Genomic DNA, 15805 nt, shown 5'->3' on the forward strand with positions numbered 1-15805 from the left:
TTTACTTTAAAAAGTTGTCGTAAAAGCTGCTGATAAATAGCACCAAAATGACAAAAGGCACGATAAATTTGATGTAGAAAAACCAAATGTTTATAAGCTTTGCGTATTTTTCACTGCCTTGCAAGATCTCTTTTTTTGCTTCATCTTTTAGCACCCAGCCGACAAATATCGCGCACCCAAGCGAGGTCAGCACGAAAAATATAGTAGCACTTATCGCGTCGTATGCGTCAAAGATATTTTTACCAAAAACTGTGACGTGGCTTAGTAAATTTGTAGCCATAAGTGATGGTAAATTACCTAGCACGAAAATGACGCTAAGCACTAAAAATATCGCTTTTTTGCGCTTTATCTTAAATTTCTCTTGCAGCGTAGTAATGATCACTTCATATATCGGTAACGACGTCGTAAGCGCAGCGATCATAAGAAGCGCGAAAAACGCCACCGCGAAAAATCCGCCAAACGGCATGTGCGAAAAGACGATCGGAAGCGACTTGAAAACTAGGCTAGGACCGCTATCTGGCGAGACGCCGTAGCTAAAGAGCGAAGGGAATATCATAAAGCCAGCAAGCACGGCTATGACGGTGTTTAAGATGCCTGTGATGATAGAAATTTTAACTAAACCCTCGTCTTTTTTCACAAAACTTGAGAGCGTTATCATCACGCCAAATCCAAGCGAAAGTGCAAAGAAAACCTGCCCCAAAACCTCGACAAAAAGCTTTAAGCTTATCTTTGAAAAATCAGGCGTTAGATAAAATTTCACGCCATCCATCGCGCCATCAAGTGTGATATTTTTAGCGATCATCACGAGCATTAGGATAAAAAGAAGCGGCATTAGGTATTTTGCTGAGCGCTCGATGCCGCCAACTGCACCTTGCACCAAGATAGCGTAATTCACTAGAACAAAAACAAGAGTCGCAAAGCTGATTGCTAGCGGGTTGCTAACGATATTTTGCTCGTAAAATGCGCTCGTTTGCTCAAAACTCACGATGTGCGAGAGATCAAGCAAGCCAAATGAAATTTGAGCGATATAGTTTAAAACCCAGCCTCCGATAACCATATAATAAGCCATGATGCCAAATGCGCCTACAAGCCCCATCCAGCCGACTATCTGCCACTTTTTGCTGATCTTTTTGCCATTTATCGTGCCGCCAAATGCATCAACGGCGTTGCACTTTAGTCGCCTGCCGATGGCATTTTCAACCAAAATCATAGGAATACCAATGACTATCATCGCTATGCAAAACACGAGAACATAGGCCCCGCCGCCGTTTTGACCGACCAAGTAAGGAAACCGCCACGTCGCGCCAAAGCCGACCGTAGCCCCTGCAACAGCTAAAATATATGTAAGTCTTGAACTCCACGATTTTCTATCCATATTATCTACCTTTGTGAAAAATTTGGATTATATAAAAAAAATGATTAAATTTTGCTAGCAAAAGGCGATACTTGCGTGTAAATTTGGCTTTTTTGATAAATTTTAGGACTTTTATATGCCGATTTTTTGTCTTTGCAGGGTAAATTTAACTCTATTAATATAAAACACCAAATTCCACATACCCCTCCATCGCAATGAGCAAGATCCAACCATCTTTTGGGCTGCAAAAATAGTGATGTTGCGCGATATTTTCAACCATAAATTTTAAAAAATCATAAAAATAATCAGGTGCAAATTTAAGCTCTGTGCTTGTCAGACCATCACCGACGTAGCCTATCTCGCTGCTTAAAATTTTGCTTTGGATACTTGGATATGAGCTTAGAAAATTTTTAATATCAGCAAAATTTTCATAATCAGCCGTTTTATAATCTTTTAAATTTTGCAAAAGCGGTTTTGAACCGACAAAGGTAAAATTTCGCTCTATAAAATTTACTACATCATCGCTTTTGTGCCATTTTTGACCCAAATTTGACAAAAAAGTAAGCACCTCATCATCAGCTGAGATGAAATTTGAAACTGGATTTTTCTCGCTCATTTGTATCCTTTTTTGTAAAGTCGCTACACCTTTATAAAAGAGGGATTATATAAAATTTTGTTTAAGCGTTTAATGTAATTTTGCGACTTTGCCTATCAAAACCTGTGCATAGCGCAGTATGTGGGTTATCATCGGGCAAGTGTCAGGCAAATTTTAAAATTTATGAACGAGCATATCACGGCTCTAAATTTAGTGCTAAACGCAGTGCAGCCTAAATTTAGTAGTCTGCTAAGGCGAGTGAGTAAGATTTTAAAATCTGCAAATTTGTTTCATCATGCAAGTGCCATACAAATTTTAAAATTTCATGAACGAGTAATTTCGGCTCTAAAATTTGAGCTAAGCGATAAGCGAAGCCAAATTTTAGTAGTCAATTCTTAGGGGTGAATGAAAGTTTAAAATTTGCAAAAAGTTCAGTCAAATTTATAAATTTGCCTAGAAATTTTAAAATTCCAGGCAAATTTCACTCAAATTTACTCTCTAACAACGTGTAAAAACTGCATGTGTTTGCGGTATTGCTCGATGACGTCGTTTATCAGCGTAGCTTCGCTCCAGCCAAGCACGTCGTAGTCCTGACCGCCCTCTTTTAGATAGACTTCAGCCCTATAGTAAAGATCGTCGCCCTCAAGCTCCCTGGTGTAGTCTGGGCTCTGGCTCTTGGTGAGATAGACGCCATATCTAAAGTCCATCTCGTCGCCAAGTCCGACATTTAAATTTACAAAATTTTCGCCATTTGTGACCTTTGCTTCAAGGCCGTTTTTGGCAAATTCCTCTTTTAGCTCATTAAAAGCTTTTAGCACGACTTCATTTAAAAATTTCTTGCCATCTTTCTTGCCTGGTAGCGTAATGATCGCACTTAGACGTTCTTGCCACGGCTTTGAAAGATCACTAATGGGCATGTTGCTAAAGTTATTTGTCTCTTTTTTGGTTAGATCCACACGTAACGCCTTAAATAGCCCGTAAATGGCGCCAAGTAGCACTATGGAAAATGGCAGTGCTGTCGTGATCGTAAGTGCCTGAAGTGAGCCAAGACCACCAGCTAGCATCAAAAATGCCGCCACGACGCCCACTGTAACGCCCCAAAAGACCTTTTGCCAAACTGGTGTATCATCCTTGCCATTTGAGCAAAGCATGTTCATAACGATCGCCGCAGAGTCGGCGGAAGTGACAAAAAATATGACGATCATAAAGACTGCGATGGTGCTTAGCACGCCTGAGAAGCTAAATTTTTCTAAAAACATAAAAAGTGCTGAGGCTGAGTCAGAATTTACCGTGGTCGCTAGCTCGCTAAAGCCATTTTGAACAAGCGCAATCGCTGAGTTACCAAAAAAGCTCATCCAAGCAAAAGTAAAGCCAGTTGGCACGAGAAGCACGCCTATGACAAATTCTCTGATCGTTCTGCCTTTTGAAATTTTAGCTATAAAAAGCCCCACAAACGGCGACCAAGATAGCCACCAAGCCCAGTATAGCAGCGTCCAACCGCCAAGCCAGCTCTCGTTTTGCCTCTCATAGGCGTAGAGGTTAAAAGTGTTTGAGATGAGCGTAGAGATGTAGTCGCCGCTGTTTTGCACAAACGACTTTAGAAGCTGCGTCGTATCGCCCAAAAATAGTATCAAAAACATAAAACATATAGCTAGCGCGATGTTTGCGTTTGATAAGATCTTAATGCCCTTATCCACGCCGCTTGCCGCTGAGATAGTAGCTGCAAAACAAAGCACTATTAGAAGCGTGATATGCATAGTCGGCAGGCCAAAAACGTGCGTAAGGCCAGCATTTACCTGAAGTACGCCATATCCCAGCGATGTCGCCACGCCAAAAAGGGTCGCTACGACGGCAAATGTATCGATGGCACTACCTATCTTGCCGTAAATTTTATCTCCGATGATCGGATAAAACGCCGATCTAAGCGTTAGTGGCAAGCCGTGTCTATACGAGAAAAAGGCTAGAATTAGCGCTACGATAGCATAAACTGACCATGCGCTCATGCCCCAGTGAAAAAATGTGATATTCAACGCAAGCTTTTGCGCTGCGATAGTTTGCGCGTCGCCAACTGGTGGGTTTAGATAGTGCATGAGCGGCTCGGCCACACCAAAAAATACTAGACCTATGCCCATGCCAGCGGCAAACAGCATAGAAAACCACGAGATATTTTTGTGCTCTGGCTTTACATGGTCAGCTCCAAGCTTGATCTCGCCAAGCTTACTAAAGCCAAGAATGATGACGCTTAGCAGTATGACGGCAACGACTAGGATATAAAACCAGCCAAATTTGGCCGCGATGTAGTTTTGCATACCCTTAAAAAACTCATTTGAGAAATTTGGAAATATCGCTGCAAATGCCGCTATTAAAAATATGATAACAAGCGATGGGATAAATACTGAGTTGTTAAATTTTGACCTTTGAAATTTAAACATTTTTCTCCTTTTTATAAATTTCAGTTTTGCCTTAAAATAACAAAAAAGAGTAAATAGGTCAAATTTTCTCTTTAAATTTTTATGAAATTTTAAGCTTTAACCACCAAAAATAGCCACTTTGAAATTTATCTCAAGTCTCTTTCATCTCTCTTTGGTTTTGCAAGAGTTGTTAGCACTATGACGAAAAAAGCGATGCCAAATGTGATATACAAGATGATCTTTGGCGAGTCATACTCTATCCTAGATCTAGCGACCTCTTCGCCGCTTGCCTCCACTAGCTCGCCGCGCTTTATCATCTCGCTGATATCTTTTGCGCTAAGCTCTTTAGACGGCCTTGTTAAAATTTCTATGACGCTAAGATCTGCCACCTCATAAACGCTATGTCTAATGCCATAAAATGGCTTTATACTGCTAAAAAAATAGACCTTATCGCCGTTTGCATAGACCGCGCCATACTCGCCATCTTTTACCAGTCCTATCTCGCGCCATGATGAGCTTGGGGCAAATTTATACAAAGAGACGGTTTGTGCCACTAAGTGCCTGCCGTGCTTTGAGCGCTGCCACTCTTCGCCTTGTTGTAAAAAATATGCTGAGCTATCATCTACAAAAACGTCAGCATAGAGCCTTTTTAGCTCGCCTTTTAGCTGGTAGTCTGAAATTTTAGCCTGCTCGTTTTTACTGCCATCCCAAAAGTAAATTCCATCTTTGCTGGCAAAAAGAGGCCAAAACGAATGCACGTTATCCACGCTATAAATGGCGCTATAAGGCATATTTTGAGCGCTAAATTTATGCTCATTTGCAAACACCGCCCCACTTTTTGGCTCAAAAAGATATTCTATATCGTGCTTAGCATCGTAGCATATCCGGCGCGTCTCATCTGAGTAACTTGCATCGAGCCTATAAAAGCCCATAAACAAGCTTTTGCCATCTGTGTAATATCCGCTAGCAGCGCCATTTTCTGTTGTGATGTATCTTAGCTCGCTAGGATCTGCGTCAAGCTTTTCGCCCTTGTAGTAAAGCGTAGCTCCGTCTCTTGCAAAGCCAGCGTCAAAGACAGGCTCTAAATTTGTGCTTTCAACTCGCTTTGTCCTGTAAAAATAAGGGCTATCATCGTAGCTTTTGATAAAAACGTGAACAAGGTTTTTCATAATGGCGCCAAATTCGCTAAATCCGGGCTCTTTCTCGCTTCTAGTAGCGCAATAATAGCTTATCTTGCCGTCACTTATGTAGCCATTGCCAAGCACTTTTGTGCTGTTTGGATCAAGTCCTGGCAAAATTTCTCTAGCGCAATAGACATGATTTTTATCAGCCGCCACGTTTGAGTAATCATACGCGTGTTTTAGCTTTAAGACCCTAAAACTAGCCTCATCGATGCCTTTTAGCTCATACTTGCCGCTGCCTGAAATTTGAACGTAAATTTTACCCTCAGGCGAGCGGTAAAACTCGCTATTATCAATGTTTGCAAAGCCTCTTTGATACTCGCCTTCATGCCATAGATAAAGCATCGCCAAAACAAAAAATAGCGTCAAGATAACTAAAAAATAAACAAATCTAATAGTAATTTTTCTCATTATCTATAGTCATCCACCCTTTTTTTAAGCTCGCTTTTTTGCTTTTTGTTTTTAAAAATAGCGCCAACCACCGACATTATAAATGCGATGGCAAGAAATATCCAGTAGGCATATTTTTGCGAGTAATCATCAAAGTCGCTTATCGCATCGATCACCACCTCGCCCTCAGCTGGCACCATAGCGCCTTGATCTACCATTTTTACTATCTCATCAAGTTTTAAATTCTTAACATTTGGACCATAAGGACGAGTGAGAATTTCAACCACGCCAAGGTCGTTTATATCATAAACACTGCTGTTAAAACGCCAGCCGTAGCCGACGTTATCAAAATAATATGTCTTATCGCCGTTTGCATAAACCGCTCCGTAGCCATCGTTTCTTACAAGCCCTATCTTTCGCCACTGCTCTTTTGTATCAAGTCTTACGATACACGTGTGGCGTGAGCTTAGGCCGTGGCTAATTTTAGTGTTGTGCCAAATTTCATAGGTTTTTAAAAAATATGTCTTGCCATCACTTATCACCACGTCGCCATATAGCGGCGTTATCTCGCCTTTAAATGGATCATCGCCGTCTCTTACAAACTCGCCCTCATCTATGCTGTTATACCACTGCCACTTTCGCTCCCAGTGATAGATACCGCCTTTGCCGCGAAAAAGAGCGTGATAGGTGTGCCTGTCTTCTAGGTTAAAAAGTGGCTCGTATGGGGCAAATTTGGGGTCAAATTCATGATCGTTTGCATAGACCATGCCAGAATTTGGCTCATAAAGATAGTGAATGCGCCATATCTCGCCGATATCACGCATTTGCGGGCTAAATTTGATCCTTAGTTTTGTGCTGTCATAATAGACATTTTCTCCGTCAGTCGTAAAATGCAAGCTCTTTCTGCCAGATGCCTGCTCGATATATCGCATTTTGCTGGCATTTGCGCCCTCTAGCTCTTTGCCCTCATGATAGACCTTTACTCCGTCGCTTGCATAGCCAAAGCCCAAGATCGCTGCTAAATTAGCGTTATCAACCTGCCTAAATTTATAGATATGAGTTTGCGCTTTTGGGGTTTTAAACATTTTATGTGAGAAGATGTCCCAAAACTCTTTAAGTGCGGATATTTCGAGGTTTGTCTCGCTTTCGCTATCGCAAAAATATGTTATCTTGCCATCGCCAAAGTAGCCATTGCCAAGCGCTCTAACGCCTTTTGGATCAAGTCCGCTCATCACGAGGTTACCACAATACACCGCCTTATCGCTAGCGCCAACATTTCTGTTGTCGTATTTGCCGGTGTCAATGTATCTAAATTTACTGGCCCTCACGCCTATTAGCTCAAATTTACCGCCACTTGGCACCATGGCATAGACCTTGTCATCTTTGACGTAAAAATAGCTATTATTTAACTCTTTACTATCGCCAATGTCGTCATCTAAAATAGTAGCTAACCCAAAGACAAAAAAGTAGGTAGAAAAAAATATCACAACAATGGCGATTATTACTGAGATTAGCGGATGTTTTTTTAACATTTTAGCTCCATTTCAAACAAATTTAGCGACCTCATCAAGTCGCAAAAACCTTTCATACATTTAAATTTCAAAGTTCTATCCAAATATAAAATATCTAAAAATCAAAAACCTATAATATGCAGATTTACCCATCCAAAATAGAAAACAAGCGGCTGCTAATGTAACAAAAAGCCTATAAATGCTAAATTCCAACGTGATCCCATAATAAATAACCCACAAAGAAATAAAACAAAGATACAAGGCAACAAGCAAAAAGAATAAATTTTCTATCCTTGCCAAAAGCCCTGACTCTTCGCTGTTTTTTGCTATTAGTCTAATTGTCTCTATCTTATTTAAAAATCCAACCTTTTTATATTTTATCTGGACTAGATCGCCTACTTCATATTTATATATTTTAGGCGAAAATGTCTCACTAAACCTCATCTTATCAACGATAATGCTAAGGCTTACAACAGAATTTTGCCTAACAACTCGCGTATTTAGCGCGCTTATCCTACCGATCTTTTTCAAGCTACTCTAGCTCCTCGGCGATCTCTAGCACTTCAAAATAGTCATTTTCTAGGCTTTCAAGCTCAGCTTTTGCACTTTCAAGCTCTTCATAAAGCTTAGTAAGTCCTACTTCTTGATAAATTTTAGGATCACTAAGCCCCTCATTTAGCTCAGCCACTCTTGCCTCAAGGGCTGAAATTTTATCTGGATATGTGTTTAAAATTTGCGTCTGTTTGTAGCTTAGTTTTGCGCCAGATTTGCTCTTTTGTTTGGCTTCATTTTGGCTATTTGCTAGCTCTTTTTCAAATTTATCAAGCTCTTTCATCTCATCTTCAAGCTCCAAATAGACGCTATACTCTTCATGCAAGACATTTATCTTTGTCCCCTCAAATGCCCAAAGCTTATTTGCCATCTTATCGACAAAATATCTATCGTGGCTAACTAGCAAGATAGCCCCCTCAAAGCTTTGCAAGTAGTCTTCTAAGATGTTGATAGTTGCGATATCAAGGTCGTTTGTCGGCTCGTCAAGCACCAGCACATCGTAAGTTTTGGTAAAAAGCATCGCCAGTGCCACGCGGTTTTTCTCGCCGCCACTTAAAACGCCTATCTTTTTATCTAAAAACTCCTTTGGAAAGAGGAAATTTTTAAGATAGCCATAAACGTGCATATTTCGCCCACGAACCAGCACGTGATCGCCGCCATTTGGACAAAACGTCTCTATAAGGCTCTTATCATCATCAAGGACATTTCTAGCTTGATCAAAGTAGCCGATACTCACTTCGCCCCTTTTTATCTCGCCGCTACTTTGCTTTTCAAGTCCTAGCAAAATTTTAAGTAGCGTGCTCTTTCCGCTGCCATTTCGTCCGACTATGGCGATCCTCTCGCCCTGCAAGATTCTTGCGTCAAATTTTTCAAAAAGCACCTTGCCGTCTATGATCTTGCTTAAATTTTTAAACTCAAAGAGCATTTTTTTGCGGTTTTGGCTCTGCGTTTGGTTGAAATTTTTACTCGCACGCTCAAGCTCTAGCCTCACGCGCCTTATCACACCTGGGTTTTTCTTGGCCTCCTCGCGCATGGCGAGCACCCGCTCTTTTCTGCCCTCGTTTCGCTTTAGCCTAGCTTTTACGCCGCGCCTTAGCCACTCTTCTTCGGCCTTTAGTTGTTTTAGCAGCGTCTCATGCGACTTTGCAAGACTTGCTAAAATTTCCTCTTTTTTGGTTAGATAGTTTGCATATCCGCCCTCGAAATTTTTTAAGCTTGCATCCTCGACCTCAACGCACCTAGTAGCCAGCGCATCGATAAAATACCTATCGTGGCTAATAAAAACTATGCTTTGATTTGAGCTTTTAAGCATATCTTCAAGAAATTTGACCATATAGACATCAAGGTGGTTTGTAGGCTCGTCAAGCAGCAGCACATCTGGCTTTTTAAGGATGAGCGCGCCCAGTGCCACACGCCTGATCTCGCCACCACTTAGCGAGCAAATGGGTCTATTTTCATACTCTTTTAGCTTAAATTCTTGCAAAATTCGCTCGATCTTGTGCTCGATATTCCAGCCATCCTTTGCCTCTATAAATTTTAAAAGCCTCTCTTGCTCTTTTAAAATTTCTTTGTTTTCAGGCTCATTTGCTAGCAAGACGCCACTTTTTTCATAGTCGCTTATCGCGTTAAATATCTCTTTTAGCTCGTTATTTAGCGCATCTCTTACGCTAAAAGTGGCGTTAAAATTTGGATTTTGCGCTAGCATCTCGACGCTTATCAAGCTCTGCACTATGCGTCTTCCGCTATCAGCTGCCACCTCGCCAGAGATGATCTTCATAAGCGTGCTCTTGCCGCTGCCGTTTTTACCGATGATCGCTATCTTTTCATTTTCATTTACACTAAGACTTACACTGTTTAAAATTTCATTTGCGCCAAATTTTTTACTTACGTCTATTAGGTCGATTAATGCCATTTTTCTCTCAAATTTTAAATTTTTTGGATTATATCAAAAGGGAGCTAAAACCTAATTTGGCTATAATCGCCCAAAATTTAAAAAAGGAGAAATTTATGAATCTTTCTATGAAAAAGCTGGTCGTCCCTATATTTTTAGATATGTTTTTGCACTTTATAACGCTTATCATAAACACCTACATGGTGACAAAAGTGAGCGTGCATCTAGTTGGCGCCATGGGTGCTGGCAATCAAGTGATGGACCTTTTTATGACCATTTTTAACTTTTTAAGCATGGGCTGCTCAGTCGTCGTCGCACAAGCACTTGGAGCAAAGCAAAACGAGCTAGCTTCAAGCGTCATACACGCAAGCATCACGTCAAATACGGTCTTTGGCATCTTTTCAGCCATCATCATCTACGTCTTTGGCTACAACATCTTAAATTTACTAAACGTGCCAAGTGATCTCATAAACGATAGCTTCTCATACCTTCACATCCTTGGCTTTGCATTGCTATTTGATGGCATCGGCATGGTGCTAGCTGCGGTGCTTCGCGTCTATAATCTAGCAACTGCTGTGATGCTAACTTCAGTTTTGATGAACATCATCACCATCTTTGGCAACGCCATCGCTCTTTTTGGCTGGTTTGACCTGCCAAATTTAGGCCTGCAAGGAGTCGCTATCTCGACATTTGTAGGTAGGCTTATTGGCGTTTTTGTTCTACTTTATATGCTCATACGCGTGGCAAAAGTTAGAATTTATCTTAGCAAACTGCTTGTCGTGCCGTTTGGAATTTTAAAGAAAATACTCTCAGTTGGCTTGCCAAGCGCTGGCGAAAATTTACTCTGGATGGCGCAATACATGGTCGCTTTTGGCTTTATCGCGAGCATGGGCGAGGCAACTCTTAGCGTGCAGACTATCTACTTTCAGATCACGCTTCTCATCTTGCTTTGTGGCGCAAGTATCAGCGTGGCAAACGAGGTCATCGTTGGGCATTTGGTTGGGGCAAGCGAGTTTAACGAGGCCTATACAAGAACCTTTAAAGCCTTGTGGCTTGGCATTTTTATAACGCTCGTCGTCGTTTTGATCGCCTACGCCTTAAAGTATAAGATCATGGACGCACTAAATTTAGATGAGGGCTTGCGCAAGATAATGCTACCGCTCTTTACGCTCTCGATCGTGTTAGAAGCTGGCAGAACCTTTAACGTCGTCATCGTAAATGCCCTTCGTGCAAGTGGCGACGCGAAATTTCCACTTGCAACTGGGCTTATCTTTATGTGGGGGCTTTCGCTGCCGCTTGGATATTTCTTAGGCATACACCTTGGCTGGGGGATCATCGGCGTTTGGATAGGATTTTGCGCTGATGAGTGGCTAAGAGGCCTTGCAAATACCTGGCGCTGGAGAAGCAAAAAGTGGCAAGAAAAACGCCTAGTTTGAGGCAAAAGAGCCTAAATTTAGACTTTTATGGCTTAAGCGTTTTAATAAATTTTAAAACAAATGTAAAGGCTATGCGATTAAGAGTTGGCAAGGATGCTAAGATCACGCTTTCTATGCCATTTTACAGCACGCAAAAGATGGCTCTTGGCTTTCTTGAAACGCACAGAATTTGGCTTGAAAACTCTTATAAAAAAGCTCTTTTAAATTTGCCAAAAGATGATGAGATGAAATTTCTTGGGCAAATTTATAAGATCAAATTTGATGAGAGCGTAAATGTGCCTTTTTTTGAAGATAAATTTATCATAACGCCAAATTTAAAGGCACTTGAGCGCTTTAAAAAAGTAAGAGCAAAAGAGCTATTTTTAGAGCTTGTAAGCTACTATCAGCCTCATATCAATAAGCCAGTTAGTCGCATCGTCATAAGAGATAGCAAAACTCGCTGGGGCAGTTGCAACCACAAAAAAGGCTATATAAACTTAAGCCTAAGGCTTATAGAAAAGCCGCTCTCAGCCGTGCGATACGTCGTGCTTCACGAGCTTACTCACCTGCTCTATCCGCATCATCAAAGCAGTTTTTATAAATTTATAGAAGCCATCATGCCTGATTACAAAGAGCAAGAGCAAATTTTAAAATCGTAATTATTTTTCATCAAGTAAGTGTAAATTTAATATGTTAAAATGGCATATTACTTTACAAAAGGAAATTTAAATGAAAAAAATGATTTTTATCTCGCTTCTTGCAGCTTGCGCTCTAGCAGGCGACTTTGAAGATGGTTTGAAAGCTTATGCTGACTCAAATTTCACTGAGGCTTTGTCTAAATTTGAAGCAGGTTGCGCGGCAAATGACGCAAGATCATGCGTAATAGCAGGTGCGATATACCAGGTTGGCAAAACTGACGTGCCAGATAGCAACAAAGCGTTAGAGTTTTACAACAAAGCTTGCCAAGGTGGCGAAAAAGAGGGTTGTTCAGCAGCTGGTGGAATTTATCTAGATAATGATCCACAAAAAGCAAGAGAGCTTTTTAACAAAGCTTGCGAGCAAAATGACGGCTACTCTTGTGGCATGATAGGCTCGATACTAATAGAAGCTAAGAAATTTAAAGAGGCTTACACCTTCTTAGAAAAAGGCTGCAAACTAAAGGACAAGATGTCTTGCGAGTTTGCAGGTGATCTAAAACGCTCAAAACAACTTTGATCTTTAGGCTTTATAAGCCTAAATTCTCGCTTTTTACAAAATCACTAGAAATAAATAAATTTAAAAGTTTAGGCAAGAGAGCTCTTGCCTAATGTTAAATCGCTCTTATTTGATCGAGCGGTTTATCTTTTATGCCCCACTGAGTCATAAAGACAAAACCATAAAGAGCTGCTGCTACGATGTAGGCTGTGTATTCGTTTGGCATTAGTCCAAATTTCACGCAGATGTTTGGCACAAGAGCTAGAGGCACGACTGGGATAAGTAACGCCCTCTCCCAAATCCTAAGCTTTGTGACGTAGTATCCTTGAAGCAAGCTAGAAAAGGCAAACATGCCCACGATCGCCATGCCAAAGACGAGCAAAATTTCAAGTGGATTGCTCATCCAGACTATCCCTTTTGAGTCAAGCGGATCGCTCGTGTTTATGCTATCAATTAGCATAAGTTTGTTGTTAAAGAAAAAGGCAAATGGCAAGATCGCCGTTCTTAGATCGTAAAAGAACCCTTGAACGCCAACGGTTATTGGATTTGCTTTAGCGATGCCCGCTGCTGCGTAGGCTGCGATGCCAACTGGTGGCGTATCATCGGCCAAAATTCCAAAGTAAAATACAAAAAGATGCACGGCGATAGCAGGGATCAAAAAGCCATTTTTATGCGCTAAAAACAAGATGACTGGCGCAACAAGGCTTGATACGACGATGTAGTTTGCTGTCGTTGGAAGACCCATGCCAAGGATAAGCGACATAAGAGCTGTTAAAACTAGGATCATCATGATGTTATCGCCTGCTAAAAGCTCGACTAGATCAGAGAGCACCTGACCAAGGCCAGTAAGCGAGATAGAGCCCACAATGATGCCAGCAAGCGCGGTTGCGATGGCTATTGTGGTCATGCTCTTTGCGGCTGCGACCATCGCCCAAAATATATCCTCAAAGCCAAGAAGCACGTCGCTTAGCCCTACTTTTTCGCCTGAAGCTAGCTTTTTAGTTGGCTCTTGAAAGATCATTATCAAAAATAAAAATCCTATCGCATTAAACGCAGCGGCTATGGCTGACTCTTTTGCGATTAAAAGCGTGTAAAGCAATATCAAAATCGGCGTTATATAGTGAAGGCCACTTACAAAAATTTTAAATCTTGAGTGAAATTCGCTCTGATTTATGCCTTTTAGTCCAAGTTTAACACTCTCTAGATGCACGATGAAAAATAGTGACAAATAACAAGCAAATGCTGGGATAACCGCTGCCATCATGACATTTGTATATGTCATACCTAAAAACTCAGCGATGATAAAAGCAGCCGCACCCATGATAGGAGGCATAAGCTGTCCATTTACGCCAGCTGCAACCTCGATGGCTCCAGCTTTTGTGCGTGAAAGACCAGCTTTTTTCATAAGCGGTATGGTAAATGTACCAACGGTTACGACGTTTGCTGTTGAGCTACCTGAGACCATGCCAGTTAGGCCACTTGCGATGACTGAAGCTTTGGCTGGACCACCTCTATATTTGCCAAGAAGTGAGAAGGCTAAATTTATAAAGTATTGTCCAGCGCCTGCCCGCTCAAGCAATGAGCCAAAAAGAACAAAAAGGTAGATAAAGCTAACACTAACGCCGATAGGCACGCCAAAGACGCCCTCAGTCGTCAAAAACATGTGTCCTGCGATCTTTTCAAAGCTAGCGCCTTGATGAGCGATGATGTCTGGCATATAAGGACCAAAGTGATCATATATCAAAAATAATATACAAATGATAGGAAGTGCTGGTCCCATGACACGTCTGCCAGCCTCAAGTAAGACGATGATCGCCAAAAACGATATGACGATATCTTGAGTGATGTAGTCCCCTGTCCTATCAGCTAGCTCGTAAAAATAAACCGCTGGATAAAGCACGGCAACAACGCCTACAACGCAAAAAACTAGGTCGTAAAATGGCAAACTTGAGTGAGCCTTTTTATGAAAAGTGACTGGATAGAGCAAAAATACAAGCCCAACCGCAAAAGCTAGGTGCACTGAGCGTGAAATGTTGGTATTTAGCGGAAAATAAGCTATATAAAGCTGAAAAACTGACCAAGAAAAGCATACAATCGCAATGAAATAGTTGTAAAAATTGCTATTTATCTCCCTTGTTTTTACCTCGACAAATTGTTCTTCGTTGTCTTTGACTTCGTTCATCTCTCTCCTTTAAAATTTAAATATATAAATTTAGAAGAAATTTGCATATTTAAATTTTATCCAGAGGCAAGAGCCTCTGGAAATTTGAGTTATTTTAAGATACCAGCCTCTTTAAATGCAGCCTCTGCAGCTGGGTGAAGCGGAGCTGAAAGACCTTGGACGAGATCTTCTTTATTGACTGATTTTAGTGCTGGGTGAAGAGTTTTATACTCATCAAAGTTGTCTAAAATAGCTTTTATCACAGCTTTTACAGCCTCATCTTTTGTGTCTTTATTAGTTACCAAAACAGCTTTTACGCCGATAGTATTTACGTCGTGATCGACGCCGTCATATGAGCCTTTTGGGATCACACCTTTTGCAAAGTATGGTTTTTCTTTAAGAAGATTATCGATCTCGCTGCCTTCGATATTTAGGATATCAATAGGCAAAGATGTCGCTGCATCAGTGATGTTTGCAGTTGGGTGACCAACAACAAAGCTATAACCATCTATCTTTTTATCTTTTAGTGCGTGTGGGCATTCGCCAACTGTTAAAACGCCGCGGTATCCTAGTTTTGAAACGTCAAAGCCTTTTGCTTTAAAGACTTCAAGCGTGCTCACTTCGTTGCCGCTACCTGGGTTGCCTACGTTGTATTTTTTACCTGCAAAAGACTGGATATCACTTGTTAGGCCGCTATCTTTTGCTACAACAAATGCAAGAAGCTCAGGATAGATAGCTACTACTGAGCGTAAATTTTCATCTTTTGCTCCGTCAAATTTGCCAGTGCCATTATATTTATCATAGACGACGTCACTTTGAACAAAGCCAAAAGTAAGCTCTTTTTTAAGGACGTTATTTACGTTATAAACAGAGCCGCCAGTTGATTGAACAGAGCATTTTACGTCTGTATTTTTATTTGCCAAGCGGCAGATCGCTCCACCTATCGGATAGTACGTGCCTGTCATGCCACCAGTGCCGATACTGATAAATTCTTTTGCTGAAAGTGTTGTTGCCAAAAGCAATCCAGCAAGTGCTAAAGAAGTAGTTTTCATCTAAAATCCTTTCAAAAAATTTAAGGCTATTTTATTCTATAAATTTAGCTTTGTATCTTTTTGATATGATATTTTTATGCCATTTTGGTAAAGTTGCA

General features: G+C 41.0%; 13 protein-coding genes. 4 read left to right on the plus strand and 9 right to left on the minus strand.

Annotation, left to right across the window (positions count from 1 at the left end):
• Position 1: 1 nt before the first annotated feature.
• Positions 2-1375 (minus strand): sodium-dependent transporter, encoded by a 1374-nt coding sequence (locus tag CVT08_RS06070; protein WP_107856132.1) that lies wholly within the window; start codon positions 1373-1375, stop codon positions 2-4.
• A gap of 154 nt (positions 1376-1529) precedes the next feature.
• Positions 1530-1970, minus strand: coding sequence for a hypothetical protein (locus tag CVT08_RS06075; protein WP_107856133.1), 441 nt, complete (start codon positions 1968-1970; stop codon positions 1530-1532).
• Between the two features lie 162 nt (positions 1971-2132).
• Between CVT08_RS06075 and CVT08_RS06080 the strand changes: the two genes are divergently transcribed.
• A complete protein-coding gene (locus CVT08_RS06080; RefSeq protein WP_230855911.1) occupies positions 2133-2348 on the plus strand; it encodes a hypothetical protein in 216 nt (71 codons plus the stop codon).
• Positions 2349-2440: 92 nt separating this feature from the next.
• Here CVT08_RS06080 and CVT08_RS06085 read toward each other — a convergent pair whose 3' ends face one another.
• From CVT08_RS06085 to abc-f, 5 genes are all read right to left on the minus strand, one after another.
• Positions 2441-4381: a BCCT family transporter gene (locus CVT08_RS06085; RefSeq protein ID WP_107856135.1), complete on the minus strand. Its 1941-nt coding sequence runs from the start codon at positions 4379-4381 to the stop codon at positions 2441-2443.
• A 125-nt stretch (positions 4382-4506) separates the two neighbouring features.
• Positions 4507-5952 (minus strand): DKNYY domain-containing protein, encoded by a 1446-nt coding sequence (locus CVT08_RS06090; RefSeq protein ID WP_107856136.1) that lies wholly within the window; start codon positions 5950-5952, stop codon positions 4507-4509.
• A complete protein-coding gene (locus tag CVT08_RS06095; protein ID WP_107856137.1) occupies positions 5952-7463 on the minus strand; it encodes a DKNYY domain-containing protein in 1512 nt (503 codons plus the stop codon). The genes CVT08_RS06090 and CVT08_RS06095 overlap by 1 nt, the downstream gene beginning before the upstream one ends.
• Positions 7464-7538: 75 nt before the next feature.
• Complete coding sequence (locus CVT08_RS06100) at positions 7539-7973, minus strand: hypothetical protein (protein ID WP_021089328.1); 435 nt, start codon at positions 7971-7973, stop codon at positions 7539-7541.
• Position 7974: 1 nt separating this feature from the next.
• Positions 7975-9906, minus strand: a complete 1932-nt coding sequence (abc-f, locus tag CVT08_RS06105) for a ribosomal protection-like ABC-F family protein (protein ID WP_107856138.1) — start codon at positions 9904-9906, stop codon at positions 7975-7977.
• A gap of 95 nt (positions 9907-10001) precedes the next feature.
• Between abc-f and CVT08_RS06110 the strand changes: the two genes are divergently transcribed.
• The 3 genes from CVT08_RS06110 (at position 10002) to CVT08_RS06120 (ending at position 12515) form a co-directional block, all read left to right on the plus strand.
• Positions 10002-11321 carry an MATE family efflux transporter gene (locus CVT08_RS06110; protein WP_107856139.1) on the plus strand — a complete coding sequence of 440 codons (1320 nt, stop codon included), beginning with the start codon at positions 10002-10004 and terminating at the stop codon, positions 11319-11321.
• On the plus strand, positions 11297-11959 hold the full coding sequence (locus tag CVT08_RS06115) for a M48 family metallopeptidase (RefSeq protein ID WP_230855912.1): 663 nt from the start codon (positions 11297-11299) through the stop codon (positions 11957-11959). Before CVT08_RS06110 ends, CVT08_RS06115 begins: the two co-directional genes overlap by 25 nt.
• A gap of 70 nt (positions 11960-12029) precedes the next feature.
• On the plus strand, positions 12030-12515 hold the full coding sequence (locus CVT08_RS06120) for a tetratricopeptide repeat protein (RefSeq protein WP_021089341.1): 486 nt from the start codon (positions 12030-12032) through the stop codon (positions 12513-12515).
• Between the two features lie 94 nt (positions 12516-12609).
• Here CVT08_RS06120 and CVT08_RS06125 read toward each other — a convergent pair whose 3' ends face one another.
• Positions 12610-14676, minus strand: a complete 2067-nt coding sequence (locus tag CVT08_RS06125) for a TRAP transporter permease (protein ID WP_107856140.1) — start codon at positions 14674-14676, stop codon at positions 12610-12612.
• A gap of 89 nt (positions 14677-14765) precedes the next feature.
• Complete coding sequence (locus tag CVT08_RS06130) at positions 14766-15707, minus strand: TAXI family TRAP transporter solute-binding subunit (RefSeq protein WP_103599594.1); 942 nt, start codon at positions 15705-15707, stop codon at positions 14766-14768.
• Between the last annotated feature and the right edge of the window lie 98 nt (positions 15708-15805).

Source organism: Campylobacter concisus, from assembly GCF_003048835.2.
Classification (GTDB): domain Bacteria; phylum Campylobacterota; class Campylobacteria; order Campylobacterales; family Campylobacteraceae; genus Campylobacter_A; species Campylobacter_A concisus_D.

Bases quoted from the DNA above. Each gene is read 5' to 3' on its own strand.
- CVT08_RS06070 (WP_107856132.1), bottom strand. From the start codon at position 1,375: ATGGATAGAAAATCGTGGAGTTCAAGACTTACATATATTTTAGCTGTT.
- CVT08_RS06075 (WP_107856133.1), bottom strand. From the start codon at position 1,970: ATGAGCGAGAAAAATCCAGTTTCAAATTTCATCTCAGCTGATGATGAG.
- CVT08_RS06080 (WP_230855911.1), top strand. From the start codon at position 2,133: ATGAACGAGCATATCACGGCTCTAAATTTAGTGCTAAACGCAGTGCAG.
- CVT08_RS06085 (WP_107856135.1), bottom strand. From the start codon at position 4,381: ATGTTTAAATTTCAAAGGTCAAAATTTAACAACTCAGTATTTATCCCA.
- CVT08_RS06090 (WP_107856136.1), bottom strand. From the start codon at position 5,952: ATGAGAAAAATTACTATTAGATTTGTTTATTTTTTAGTTATCTTGACG.
- CVT08_RS06095 (WP_107856137.1), bottom strand. From the start codon at position 7,463: ATGTTAAAAAAACATCCGCTAATCTCAGTAATAATCGCCATTGTTGTG.
- abc-f (WP_107856138.1), bottom strand. From the start codon at position 9,906: ATGGCATTAATCGACCTAATAGACGTAAGTAAAAAATTTGGCGCAAAT.
- CVT08_RS06110 (WP_107856139.1), top strand. From the start codon at position 10,002: ATGAATCTTTCTATGAAAAAGCTGGTCGTCCCTATATTTTTAGATATG.
- CVT08_RS06120 (WP_021089341.1), top strand. From the start codon at position 12,030: ATGAAAAAAATGATTTTTATCTCGCTTCTTGCAGCTTGCGCTCTAGCA.
- CVT08_RS06125 (WP_107856140.1), bottom strand. From the start codon at position 14,676: ATGAACGAAGTCAAAGACAACGAAGAACAATTTGTCGAGGTAAAAACA.
- CVT08_RS06130 (WP_103599594.1), bottom strand. From the start codon at position 15,707: ATGAAAACTACTTCTTTAGCACTTGCTGGATTGCTTTTGGCAACAACA.